The sequence below is a fragment of the Rhodococcus qingshengii JCM 15477 genome, assembly GCF_023221595.1.
Lineage (GTDB): Bacteria > Actinomycetota > Actinomycetes > Mycobacteriales > Mycobacteriaceae > Rhodococcus_F > Rhodococcus_F qingshengii.
In genome coordinates this window covers 5,636,654-5,649,262 of sequence record NZ_CP096563.1, presented here as the reverse complement: position 1 = coordinate 5,649,262, position 12,609 = coordinate 5,636,654, and the positions used below count along the sequence as shown (strand labels likewise).

12 protein-coding genes are annotated in these 12,609 nt (G+C 61.8%); 6 read left to right on the top strand and 6 right to left on the bottom strand.

The features are described from left to right. The first annotated feature begins 98 nt into the window (after positions 1–98). Genes M0639_RS26030 through M0639_RS26005 form a run of 6 tightly spaced genes read left to right on the top strand, consistent with a single transcriptional unit; the run spans position 99 to position 7,294 of the window. Positions 99–1,121 carry an ABC transporter substrate-binding protein gene (locus M0639_RS26030; protein ID WP_054825358.1) on the top strand — a complete coding sequence of 341 codons (1,023 nt, stop codon included), beginning with the start codon at positions 99–101 and terminating at the stop codon, positions 1,119–1,121. Beyond that, on the top strand, positions 1,118–2,680 hold the full coding sequence (locus M0639_RS26025; RefSeq protein WP_064073867.1) for a multicopper oxidase family protein: 1,563 nt from the start codon (positions 1,118–1,120) through the stop codon (positions 2,678–2,680). Before M0639_RS26030 ends, M0639_RS26025 begins: the two co-directional genes overlap by 4 nt. A gap of 10 nt (positions 2,681–2,690) precedes the next feature. After that, the gene (locus M0639_RS26020) at positions 2,691–3,038 is read left to right on the top strand and encodes a plastocyanin/azurin family copper-binding protein (RefSeq protein ID WP_003940254.1); all 348 of its coding nucleotides are present in this window, start codon (positions 2,691–2,693) and stop codon (positions 3,036–3,038) included. Further along, positions 3,035–4,849 carry an ABC transporter ATP-binding protein gene (locus tag M0639_RS26015; RefSeq protein WP_231915049.1) on the top strand — a complete coding sequence of 605 codons (1,815 nt, stop codon included), beginning with the start codon at positions 3,035–3,037 and terminating at the stop codon, positions 4,847–4,849. Before M0639_RS26020 ends, M0639_RS26015 begins: the two co-directional genes overlap by 4 nt. Further along, complete coding sequence (locus M0639_RS26010; RefSeq protein ID WP_064073868.1) at positions 4,846–6,579, top strand: ABC transporter ATP-binding protein; 1,734 nt, start codon at positions 4,846–4,848, stop codon at positions 6,577–6,579. The genes M0639_RS26015 and M0639_RS26010 overlap by 4 nt, the downstream gene beginning before the upstream one ends. Before the next feature lie 25 nt (positions 6,580–6,604). Next, positions 6,605–7,294 (top strand): SanA/YdcF family protein, encoded by a 690-nt coding sequence (locus tag M0639_RS26005; RefSeq protein WP_064073869.1) that lies wholly within the window; start codon positions 6,605–6,607, stop codon positions 7,292–7,294. A 95-nt stretch (positions 7,295–7,389) separates the two neighbouring features. Here the strand turns inward: M0639_RS26005 and M0639_RS26000 are convergent, their stop codons facing one another. The 6 genes from M0639_RS26000 to M0639_RS25975 form a co-directional block, all read right to left on the bottom strand. Then, positions 7,390–8,226 carry a hypothetical protein gene (locus M0639_RS26000; protein ID WP_042447112.1) on the bottom strand — a complete coding sequence of 279 codons (837 nt, stop codon included), beginning with the start codon at positions 8,224–8,226 and terminating at the stop codon, positions 7,390–7,392. 74 nt (positions 8,227–8,300) lie between these two features. Further along, complete coding sequence (locus M0639_RS25995) at positions 8,301–8,624, bottom strand: cupredoxin domain-containing protein (protein ID WP_082893130.1); 324 nt, start codon at positions 8,622–8,624, stop codon at positions 8,301–8,303. Further along, positions 8,624–8,971, bottom strand: a complete 348-nt coding sequence (locus M0639_RS25990; RefSeq protein WP_064073870.1) for a plastocyanin/azurin family copper-binding protein — start codon at positions 8,969–8,971, stop codon at positions 8,624–8,626. Before M0639_RS25990 ends, M0639_RS25995 begins: the two co-directional genes overlap by 1 nt. A 27-nt stretch (positions 8,972–8,998) precedes the next feature. After that, entirely contained in the window at positions 8,999–10,588 is a 1,590-nt protein-coding gene (locus tag M0639_RS25985) for a multicopper oxidase family protein (RefSeq protein ID WP_064073871.1), read from the bottom strand. Beyond that, the gene (locus tag M0639_RS25980; RefSeq protein ID WP_064073872.1) at positions 10,585–11,904 is read right to left on the bottom strand and encodes a hypothetical protein; all 1,320 of its coding nucleotides are present in this window, start codon (positions 11,902–11,904) and stop codon (positions 10,585–10,587) included. Before M0639_RS25980 ends, M0639_RS25985 begins: the two co-directional genes overlap by 4 nt. Then, entirely contained in the window at positions 11,901–12,572 is a 672-nt protein-coding gene (locus M0639_RS25975; RefSeq protein ID WP_029256402.1) for a methylamine dehydrogenase light chain, read from the bottom strand. Before M0639_RS25975 ends, M0639_RS25980 begins: the two co-directional genes overlap by 4 nt. Positions 12,573–12,609: the final 37 nt, after the last annotated feature.

Sequence of the window (12,609 nt, the reverse complement as noted above, 5' to 3'; positions counted from 1 at the left end):
AGCGATTGACGGATGAACTTAGGTGAGGTTTACTTGCCAAATCCGAGCAGTGCTCGGATTTATGCGAACCCCCCGATTTTTCGAAGCTGAAGGACACCATGAAGTTGAAAACGCGACCCGGTTACCTATCGAGGCTGGGTGCTTCGCTGCTGGTCAGTGTCGTTGCCCTGACTGCGGCCGCCTGTAGCTCGAGTGAGGCGGGACCGACGACGGAACCTGCCGAGGGAACGCGTGTTGTGTCCCATGAATTCGGTGAGACGTCGGTTCCAGGCGACCTCGGGCGAATTGTTTCCCTCGACGAATACGCCGCACTCGGTCTCCTTGCCGTCGGCATCACCCCTGATGTGGTCTTCACGTCGTGGGGATCGGAGATCGGCCAGGACATCTTGGCGTCAGCGGGTACCGAGGTGGTCACGGTGCCGCCGCTCGGTGCACCCCCGATCGAGCAGGTCCTCGCCCAGGATCCCGGACTGGTCATCTTCACGTCGATGGGCGATCGGAGCTACTACGACTCCCTCGCATCGACCGTCCCCACAGTGCCGGTCCCGGCCGTCACCACTCCGTGGCGTGAGAATCTTGCCTTCTTCGGACGCGCTTTTGATCGTCAGTCGGTTGCCGACAAGCTGACCGTCGCCTTGGAGGGCAAGATCGCTGACGTCTCTGCTCGGTCCGGTGGTGAAGCGAACACCGTGTCGGTGCTGATGAGCAGTTCTGGAATCCTTGCCACCACCACCGAGCAGGCGCCGCCGTCGTTGCTGTTGGCGGAGAGCGGCTTCGGGCGTCCGGAATCCCAGCGAGCGAATGCGGCTGGAGGACTGCCGTATGCGCCCCTGTCCGACGAGGCGATCCCGGCGCAGGATGCTCGGATCATAGCCGTGTTCGACGAGGGCGTGTACGAGTTCGGCAAGGTTGCCGGTGTTCCCGGATTCTCGAGTCTTTCAGCGGTGCAGGAGAACCGAGTGGCCAAGGTCAACGGAGACATGTGGCTTGCCACTCATCCCTTCGCCACCTTCTGGATGATCGAGGACATGGATGCCATGGCTGCCGGCAATCTGACCGGCACCGGAACCGAAGCTGTTGCCGCGACGCGCTATCAGGAATTCACGGCGCTGACGGCATGAGTTCGAGTGCGTTGAGTCGGCGCCTGGCTCTGCGATGGGGAGCGGTGACGCTCGGCTCTGCGGCTGTGGGTTCTGCGGCTTTGGGTTCTGTGGCATTGAGTGCGTGCAGCCGTGGTTCGGCGAACGAATCCAGTTCTGAGATTTCACCGTTCGACGACGAAGTTCGTGCTGCCGAACAGGCGAGATTTCATAGCGGGCGCACAGTCGAACGGAATCTGACAGCTGCACCGGCTCGGGTGAGTCTGGGCGCCAGAGAGGTCGACACATGGTCGTACGGTGCGGAAGCAGTTGGCCCGGAGCTTCGAATCTCCAAGGGAGACCGGCTCAACGTTCTTTTGGAGAACGACCTTCCGACGGAGACCTCGGTGCACTGGCACGGCATTGCGATCCGCAACGACATGGACGGCGTCCCGCCGGTCACCCAGGAACGAATCCAACCAGGTGCCGAGTTCACCTACGACTTCGTGGCCCCGGATCACGGAACATATTGGTACCACTCCCATTCAGGCTTGCAGGCCGATCGAGGGCTATTCGGTGCACTCGTGGTCGAGGACCCGAACGACCGGACCGGAGCCGACGAGGACGTCGTCATCGTGATCGACGACTGGCTCGACGGGCTGGGAACAACCCCGGATGCAGTGCTTCGCGCATTGTCACCGGACGTGCAGGGAGGACACCACGGGCACGGCGGAGCTCCACCGGAAGTCGATGATGCAGAGATTGATTCTGCCGCAGAACTTCTCGCCAGCGGTCACGGTAATTCCGAGGCGCTCGGTGGAATGGCAACGCACATCACGTATCCACTGCACCTGATCAACGGACGGCCTGTGGAAGATCCCTTCGTCGTCAGCGCGACGGCCGGAACTCGGCTTCGATTGCGGGTGATCAATGCCGGGGCGGAGACTCCGTACCGTTTCTCGGTCGCCGGGCACGAGATGACCGTTGTCAGTGCTGACGGGCAGGACGTTGCCTACACAGCCGGAGACGAGATTCTGATCGCACCCGCGCAGCGATACGACGTATTGGTGACGGTGCAGTCCGGCTCGTGGCCCATCGCCGCGAAGGTGGAAGGGAAGTCAGGTGGCGTCGCGTGCCTGCTTCGGACGCCGGATTCGGTGGCGGTCGTCGACCTGACTTCGCCTGCAGTGCTGTCAGGTTCCGGCGGTCGGCTCGTTCTGGAATCGGAGCTTCGCCCGTCAGGAGCGCTGGAGCAGAGGGCACCGGATCGTGCGTATTCGGTGGATCTCATTCAGGCCGGCGATCGATACCTCTGGGGAATGGCGGGCGCCGATGCAGGTCGGTTGAGAATGAAGCAGGGCGAGCGAATACGAATCGTCATGAACAACGACACCGACATGTGGCACCCGATGCACACCCATGGGCACACCTTCTCGGTTCCCTCCTACGGCGGGCTTCGCCGAGACACTGTGATCGTACTTCCGCGTACACAAATGGCGATCGACTTCGACGCCGACAATCCAGGACGGTGGATGTTTCACTGTCACAACGCGTACCACTTCGAGGCCGGGATGACTGCCGACCTCCACTACGTTCGATGAGGAGAGCAGAATGTCAGTTCGCACCGGATTGACCACATTGATCGCTGTTGCAGCGGTGTTCACACTGACGTCGTGCGGCAACGATTCGACGGGATCTACCGAGCAAGCGCCGGTCGAGATCTCGGTGAAAAACCTTGCGTACACACCGAACTCCGTCACCGTGCACACAGGACAGACCGTCACGTGGATTTTCGAGGACCAGGGAATGCCGCACGATGTCGTGTTCGCCGAGTTGGGGATCAAGAGCGATCTCCAAGGAAGCGGAACCTACAGTCAGACCTTCGACAAAGCCGGAACGTTCACCTACACGTGCACACCACATCCGAACATGACCGGCACGATCATCGTCGAAGAGTGAGTGCGGCAATGAAAGTGAACGAGTCCGCAGCCCCGGAAGACTCGCCTGGACTCGTCGACCGAGACGCTTTGGGCAGGATGATCGCGCCGGTGAGAAATCAACTCCTCCTAGGGGCGGGTCTGTCGGCACTGTCGGTGCCACTGCGATTCCTGCCCTACGTTGCGGTGGTCGAGATCGCGCGGGTGCTCCTGACCGGCTCGTCGTTGAACCTGGTCTGGATGTGGGCCGCAATCGGTGCAGCGGGCACAATTCTCGGTTTTGTCGTCTACAACGCAGCACTGACCGTCTGTCACACCGCCGACGCGCATTTCAAATACTCGATCCGCTCGCGTATCGCTCGGCATCTGTCCCGAGTTCCTCTGGGGTGGTTTGCAAATGGTGGCACCGGTGAAGTGAAGCAGGCGATGACGGACGACGTGAAGCGGATGCATCTTCTCGTCGCTCACCTTCCCGCCGACGTGGTGCCCGCGATCCTGTCGCCGATAGTGGCCCTGATCTATCTGGTGGCGAAGGACTGGAAGTTCAGCCTGGTCCTGGTCGGCTACATCGGAGTGTGTCTCGCTCTCGCCGCGCCGTCGATGCGCAGAGCCTATCGAACGAACGTCGACTCCTGGAATCTTGCAATGTCGACATTGACCTCTGCGACAGTAGAACTGGGCGACGGTATCGAGGTTGTCAAGACGTACGGGAGTGGGAGTCGCGCATTCGCGCGCTACTCGAGCGCTGTCGATTCGATGGTTGCGGTGTGCGTGCGATGGATGTCGGGGATGGGAAGGCCGGTGGTCGCGATGTCGATCCTCCTCTCACCGGCGGTACTCATCGTGGTCATCACGGCGACGGGAACTGCAATGTTGTCCGGGGGTTGGATTACCCCGGTAGCTCTTGTTGCCTTTCTGGTCGTCGGAATCGGTGTTCCGTCGTCGGTTCTGCACATGGGAACGATGGCCAACCTCTACCGCGAAGGCCAACTGGGAGCGACTCACGTCGAGAGCATCCTCGGCGAACCAGAGCTGGCCGAACCTCAGGATGCAGTGCCTGCTCGCAGCACTTTGGTCGAATTCGACAGCGTCGGCTTCGAATACACCACTGGGCAGCGCGTCCTCGAGAACATCTCCTTCGAGATGCAACCGGGCACCGTGACCGCGATCGTTGGCCCCTCCGGCTCCGGAAAGACCACTTTGGCGCGTCTACTTCCGCGGTTCTGGGACGTCACGGACGGGTCTATTCGACTGGGCGGAAGCGATTTACGAGATCAGTCCAGTCGCGAAGTCTTGAAATCGATGGCGATCGTCTTCCAGGATGTCGTGCTCTTGCGGGACACCGTGCGCGAGAACATTCGGCTCGGCAGACCAGATGCAACGGATCTGGAAGTGGAGACAGCGGCGAAGCGGGCGCAAATTCATGACGTGATCGTGCGACTGCCAGACGGGTACGACACCGAGATCGGTGGTGGTTCGGGCGGTGAGCTGTCGGGTGGGGAGAAGCAACGCCTGACGATCGCCCGCGCCATCCTTCAGAACCCGCCGATCGTCATCCTGGACGAGGCGACTTCGCAGGCCGATCCCCACAGTGAATCGGCCGTTCAACGCGCACTGGGCGAGATCAGTGCAGACGGCGGCACCATGATGGTGATCGCTCATCGACTGCACACCGTCCGATACGCAGATCAGATACTCGTTCTCGACGCCGGACGGATCGTGGAAAAGGGTACGCACGAACAGTTGTCGGCGCTCGGCGGAACCTACGCGCGGATGTGGGCGCTCCAGAACCCCCTCGTCGAAGACATCTCTCCGCGAAAGGCGCCGCAATGATTCGAGACCTGGACGAAATCCTCGGGCGCGACAATGGGATGCGAGGTCAGATAGCAGGTTTCACGCTCGCCGGGATACTCGAGGGTATCGTCTTTGCACTGATGATTCCGATCCTGAAAGCGGTGGTTCGCGGCGATTACGACGCCGCAGTTCCGTGGGTTGTCACTTCTGCTCTCGTGGCGGTAGCCTGTGGCGCCGTACGGTGGATCGCCGAGAATCGGGCGTACCGCATCGGAATCGAGGGTTTTGCCGGTGGAATCATGCATCGCCTCGGTGAACACTTGGTGCAGGTTCCGCTCGGGTGGTTCAGCAAGGCAAATCGTGGAGCGTTCACTCGCCTGGTCACCGAGGGCACGGCAATCTTGATGAGCATCCCGGGAATGATCCTCGCGCAACTCGTCACCGTCACGGTGACTCCAGCGACAGTGGCGATCGCTGTCTTGTTTGTGGACTGGCGACTGTCTCTCACGATGGTCGTCTTCGTTCCACTGGGGATTCGGGCTTACCGCAACGTGCAGCGGGCGGTTGTTCCCGAATACGAGGTGATCGGCAAGAGCGAATCCGAGCTGGCATCACGCGTCGTCGAATATGCACAGGCGCAGCAAGTTCTACGTTCGGCCGGTAAGAGTGGCGAAGGCTGGTCCCGGTTGGACGAAGCTCTTGTGTCCAACCGGGACGCACACCTGCAGGAAATCGGATCGGTCGACAAGTATCTGCTGCGGTTCATGATCGTCGTTCAGGTTGCCTTTCTCACCGTCCTGGTACTGGCGGCACTGCTGGTCACCACCGGGTCCATCGACACAGCAAGCGTGATCGTTGTTCTCGTGTTGGCCGTGAGGTTCGTGGAGCCGATGCAGATGCTCGCAGGATTCGGTGAAGGTATCTCACTGGCCCGGGTGTCGCTCGGATCTGTCCGAGAGATGATCGATGTACCGGTGCTGGCGGAACCTGAGGTGCCGAAAGAGCCTACGTCGTATGATATTCGGTTCGATTCGGTCTCCTTCGGCTACGGCCCGGATCGCGTGATTCGGAACGTGAGTCTCGAATTCCCGGACTGCTCGGTCACTGCTCTGGTCGGTCCTTCCGGTTCCGGAAAGACAACTCTGGTTCGGCTGATCTCCAGATTTTGGGACGTCGACGAAGGTGCGGTATCCATCGGGGGAGCCGATGTTCGCGACATCGGAACGAGAGCATTGATGTCTCGGATATCGACTGTCTCACAGCAGGTTTACCTGTTCGACGGAACCATCCTGGAGAACGTTCGGTTGGCGAGACCGGATGCCACCGAGTCGGAGGTCCGTCAAGCAGTGGTGGATTCCAGGCTAGCCGAAGTGATCGACCGTTTGCCGAGCGGTGAGGAGACCAGGGTAGGTGAAGGCGGATCACTGCTGTCCGGCGGTGAACGTCAGCGGGTCTCGATTGCGCGGGCATTCCTCAAGGACACTCCGATAGTTCTACTCGATGAAGCGACTTCAGCCCTCGACGGAGAGAACGAAGTCGCCATCACCGAGGCAATTCACCGATTGGCCCGTGGTCGAACGGTGGTGATCATCGCTCATCGCCTGTCGACTATTGAGGGAGCAGATCGCATCGTCTACCTCGAAGACGGTGGGGTGGAGGAGGTCGGTTCCCACGAAGACCTGATCGCGCGAGGTGGAAAGTACTCGGATCTGTGGGCCGAGCGCAGTGGCGCGGAGGGATGGAGGATCGACCGAGCGCTCGAGCCATGAGCAAACCGTGTGGTTTGATCGACGAATGGACGAAGCTGCTGCAGATCCAGTGAAACCGCCGCGCAAGCGCCGGTGGCCTCGTTGGGTCGCAGGCATTGCGGTGCTCGGAGCAGTTGTCTACGCGGGCTCGATCGTGTGGATTTCCGTGGCGTCGGCCGGCCATACGTCGGACGCCGTCGATGCTCCCGATGCTCCGGTAGTGATCGTGCTGGGCGCGCAGATCAAGGACGGTAAGCCGATGGCTTTCCTGAAAGGGCGGCTGGACGCAGCAGTCGAACTGGTGGAAGCGGGAAAGGCTAAAGCGGTCCTCGTCTCCGGCGACGCGAACGGCGGCTCGGGTGACGAGATCGCGGCGATGACGAACTACCTGTTGGAGCAGGGAATAGATGAGCGTCGCATCGTGGGGGATCCGTACGGCCTCGACACCTATGACACCTGCTTCCGGGCCATACATACGTATGGGGTGACCAAGGCGTTGATCGTCACTCAGGGGTATCACGTGCCCCGCGCTGTGGCGCTGTGCCGAGACGTCGGCATCGACGCAGACGGGGTGAACAGCGATTGCGGGTGCGCAAGTCCGACGCTGATCAAGAACGCCGCCCGGGAGTGGGTCCTTGCCAAACCCAAGGCGGCGCTCGACATGCTGTGGAGCCGGGACGCAAAGGTGACGTCGCCGTCGGAGGACTCGGTCCAGGCGGCGCTGTCGATTCCCTGACGCGGGGTGAGTGCGCACGGTTTCTGTCGAGTGAACACACGCTCCGGAGAGTCGGAGCGTGTGTTCACTCGAGGTGAAGGGTGCTCGGTCGAGAGTCAGATCAGTGCTGCGGCGGCGAATGCTCCCAGTGCGATCAATGCCGCGCCGGTGACGCTCTGCACGCGACGGTCCACGACGCACATGATCGAGAGGAATCCCGGCATCGAGCCACCGCGCTTGGTGTGCACGATTGCCGCGAGGCTGGGCATGCAGCGGCCAAGGGATACGACTGTGAACAGCGCCGCCCCGAGAGCCGGTGAACCCGAAGCCATGACGCCGAGTGCCAAGAGGTAGTACGCACTCGAGCGGATGAAGATCAGAAATCCCGGACCGATGATCGCGCCGAAGATCAGCGAGACCTTCCACGGCGCCATCGTGCGGCGCAGATGGCGCGGAAGCTGTTGGCGCCGCATCGGAGTCGGCATGCTCACCGCACCCAACTCGTGCAGCCCGTATGCAACCGCGACGACGGCCCAGACGCCCAGCGCCCAGCCGACCGGCACGTACCCGGACATCGCCGCACCGAGAGCGCCGATCAATGCCCCGGTGACGGCTCCCGTCGTGACCGAACCCAGAGCGTGCCAGCCGAGTCGGCGGACGGGAGTCGAGGATCCCTTCCGATCGACTTGCTTCGGCGCCGCAACAACTCCGGCGACGGACATTCCGCAGGTCGACCAGTTCGCGGCCAGCGACGTAACCAGCCCGGCGCCGATAACAGCTGTGGTCAAAGCTGTTGTCGCAGATGGCGTGGCCACGAGTGCGAGGCCGGCACCCGCAGCGGCGCCCGCCGCGACGAGGCTGACACGGGTCGCGGTGCCGACCGATCCTTGAAGGGTCGGCCGGATGTCAGGGACGTCGGTCTGCAGTGGGCCGTGTGAGAGAACAGTAGTCATCAGATCCTCCGAAGTGTTTGTGGTTCAGGAAAAGTGTCGAGCCGAAGTCGCAGCGAAAAGTGATGAGCCAGAGTTCACAGCACTGTGATGACTCCGATCATGTACGGGTGCACGGAGCACGAATATTCGTAGACTCCGACGCTCTCGAACGTGTGCCGGAACGTTCCGTCTCCGGTGATACCGCTGTCGAACAGGCCGGGTGATTCCACGTGATGCAGGAGTCCGCCGTCGTCGAAGCGCCACTCGACGGTGCCGCCGTGCTCCACGGTGACGTCCATCGGACTGAACTGAACATTGCTGATCTCGACCACCACATCGGGGACGGGATCTTCTGTGCCGCAAGCTGGGACACACGTCGCCGCGACAGCGAGGCCGAAGCCGGCGGTCCACCTCCTCACTATTGAACGATCACGGTGCCCACCATCATCGGATGGGGCGTGCAGTGGTAGGTGAAGGTGCCGGCGTCGTCGAACGTGTACGAGAAGGTTCCCTCGGTGAGCAACTCGCTCTTCAGTTTCCCGTCGAGATCACCGTTGCCGACCACGTCGTGGGGGAGTCCGCTGTCGTCGAACTTCCATTCGACGGTCTGTCCCTTCTCGATGGTGACCGATGCCGGTGTGTACGCCATGTTCTTCACCTCGATCACGACTGCAGGTTCGTCCGACGACGCACCGGCATCACTACTGCAGGCGGTGAGGCTCAGGGCAGCGCACGCGACCAGGAAAGCGGGAACGAGTTTCTTCATGAGGTGTTCTCTCCATTCTTCGACTTGTCAGCGGACGTAACGCAGATTTGCCGTCATGCCGGCCTCGAAGTGGTAGGCGTTGTGGCAGTGGAACATCCACTCGCCGGGATTGTCGGCGTCGAACTCGATGGCAAGCTCGGTGCCGGGTAGGACGTTGACGGTGTCGCGGCGAAGTCCGCCGTAATCCGGTACCGCAAACGTGTGGCCGTGGGTGTGCATCGGGTGCCACATCGTGGACGTGTTCTTCATCGTGATCCGGACCCGTTCGCCCTGTTTCATGACGAGCTTGCCCGCATCGGCTCCCGCCATTCCCCAGACGTACCGATCGCCGGCCTGGATCAATTCGATGTGGTAGTCGCGATCAGGCGACTTCGTCTCGAGCCGTGCGTATTCCGTGGGCCGGAGTTCGCTTTCGGTGACCAGTCGGCCGGCCAGTTCCGAGAGGTTTCCGCCGACATCCGGGTTCGCCAGGGCCAACGCGTCGGTGCTGCGTAGGACGGTCGACGCATAACCATCTCGGCCCTCGACCTTCGCCACCACCGGCCATGTTCCCGACTTCACCGTCACCAGCACGTCGTAGCGCTGCGCCATTCCGACGATGATGGTGTCGGCAGGAGTTGGTTCCACGTCGTAGCCATCGGTAGCGACAATTGTCATCTCGTGACCGGCCACAGCGAACCGATACGGAGTTTCGGCCGCTGCGTTGATGATTCGCAGTCGCAGGGTCGAACCGGGCGCTGCAGTGACGACAGCAGGATCGTTGGGCGGCCGCCCGTTGATCAAGTGCAGTGGATACGCGATGTGTTGAGTCATCCCGCCGAGTGGTTCGGAAGAACCGTGTCCGCCGCTCACCAACTGTTGCGCGACGGACATGTCGGCTTCCGAGTGTTCCGCCGGAGTTGTTGCCCCACTGCCGTGTCCGCCGTGCCCGCCCGAAATTGCCGGGTTCAGGGCCATCAGGACGGAATCCGGGGTGGTACCCAATCCGTCGAGCCAGTCGTCGAGCACCAGAACGGCATCGACGTCGGCCCCGGTGATGTCGTTCGGGTTCTCGACGATCAAGGCGCCGAACAGCCCCCGATCGGCTTGTAATCCGCTGTGCGAGTGGTACCAGTACGTTCCCGGATCCGGTGCGATGAAGTTGTACTCGAAACTCGAACCGGCGCCGATGGGAGCCTGCGTGGTGGGTGCCGCGCCATCCATGTCGTTGCGGATTCGAATTCCGTGCCAATGCAGTGTTGTTTCGGCGTCGAGGCCGTTCTGGACGCTGACGTTCACCCGGTCACCGGACTTCAGGCGAAGTTCCGGAGCCACCGCAGCGCCTCCGTACGTCCACGTGTCCACGAGGCGTCCGCCAAGATCTACCGTCGAGAATCCGGCGGCAAGGGCAAACGCAGCGGTGGTCCCGTTCCAGGCTCGCGCCGATTCTGCGGCGGCAACTTCCGGGTCGGTGGGCAGGATGTAGTCGAGATCGGTCGTCGGCGTCGGAGATGCTGCAGTGGAACTGCATCCGGCAATCGTCCCCATTGCGCCGAGCCCGAGTGCTCCGGCGCCGAGTGCTCCCAAACTCAGGAAGCGGCGCCGGCCCATCACCACACCGGATCCGGGACGACTCATCGGAGTACTTCTGGTGTGATCAACCCGCTGACATCCCCGACGTTGCCCGAGACATCGACGGAACTGACCTGCTCGCCGGTGCTCGCGTTGTAACCCACGACCTTCTGCGGAGCGGAGCCTTCGACCTCAGGTCCCGAACCGAGCACGTAGAACGTGGCGCCGTCGACGGAAAAGGTCATGCTCTTGATGTCTGTCAAGCCGAGGTCTGCAAGCGTCAAGCTCTTCACCGGGGCGAAGGTCGTTGCATCGGACAAGTCGATCTTGACCAGTGAGCCTCCCCGAGCAGAGTCCGGATGAATAGCCGTGTCCGTGTACGCGATTGCGAGCCGGGTTGCGTCGGCGTTGATGACGTTCTCCGAGAATCGACCGGAGTCCTGCCCGGCGTTTCCGATCGGCTTGACACCTTCCTGAGGCAGTCCGTTGGAGAAGTCGAAGACGTACACATCGCCGTTCTCACTGACCAGCAAGGCTTTTTGTGCTTCCGAGGCCCACGTGACCTTGCGGGTGGAGACAAAATCCTCGGGTAGGACCTTGCTTCGGGCGGTTTCCTTCGGAACTCCGTCGTCACCGATCGTGACGTGCAGCAGTTCCCGGGTGTCCTCGCAGACGCTGTACAGTTCGTGATCGACCATCCACGTGAACGGACCGCAGCCGACTATCTGGAGTGCACCGGTCGCTTCCTTCTTCTCGAGGTCGACCACTCTGATGCCGTACAAACCGTCGTCCCACGTGACGAAGAACTTGCCGTCGGACGTCACGGCGTTCGAGCCGGGACGGGAATGTACGCGTGCGACGTCCGGAAGCATGACCTCGGCTGGTTCCAGCAGGTTTCCGGAGTAGGTGCTGACCGTGAAATCTGCCGCGCCGCGGGAACCTCGGGGCCGCCACACCTCGGCAGCGAGCACCGCAGGATCCTCGGCGGAATCCCCGACGAATCCGTGAATGACCGGATCCCAGATACCAGGGCCGACGGTGATCCGGCTCTCGGCCACACCGGTTTTCGGATCGATGACGTTGACGCTGAGCTCGAGTTGGCCGAATCCACCTTCGACGCCCAGCAAGCGGTCAGCTGCGATCGGGGTGATCGAACCGACGTGCAACGGCTCGGGAATGGTGTCGCCGATTTCCTGGTCGTCGGGACCGAGGGAGATTCCTTCACCTGGAGCAGTGAACGGAACTGTCGGATAGGTGACATCACCTGCGCTGGAGGGTTCGTCGTTGTCAGACGAACTGCAGCCGGCCAGCGCGAGTACGACGGTGAGTGGGATGACGGCAACGGCGGGTCGCGCCAGTTTTCGGGTTCGCGGACTGCTCATGATCCGGCACCGACCTTGGGGCGCTCGGCCGGTCGAGTCTGGCAGTCCTCACCGATGATGGGCGCCATCGTGCAGGTGTATGCCTGGGACTCGTCGGAGACACACCAGATGATTTCCTGGTCGTAGCTTCCGGAGACCGGGTTGTACATCACGGCCTGCATGTCCGGTTCGCCGCAGAATGCGTTGGAACACGAAGGTGCACCACAGCAGTCGTAGTAGGCGATCAGATAGGTCTTGCCGGTATCAGGGTTGGTGCAGCATCCGACCCAGAACTCTGCGCCGGGCTTGCTGCCGGGGGCGCAGGTGGTGACACCGCCGCCGTTGCATGCGGCACAGGACGTTCCGTCCATGTTGCACCAGCGCCAGTACTCGCACTCGGCCGGATCTTTACCGTCGTAGACAGGGACAAGAGGTTCGGGGCCAGGTGCCGGCGCAGGAACCTCGGGCTCTTGGGCGAAGGCACTACGTGTCACGGGAAGTGTGCTGATCAGTGCCACTCCTGACACACCCATGGTCCACTTGCCGATCCGACTGATCATCGAGCGCCGCGAAACTCGTTCGGAGAGTTTACGTCCGGTTCGGCTGGTGAGCGAACCGCCCTGGCCCGCCATCCATTCGGCCTGGGCCTGAACTGTCGCCTCGTCGACGGGATATCGATTCTCCGTCATGTTGTGCTGCGGGAATTCATTGTCGTCCAACGATTTT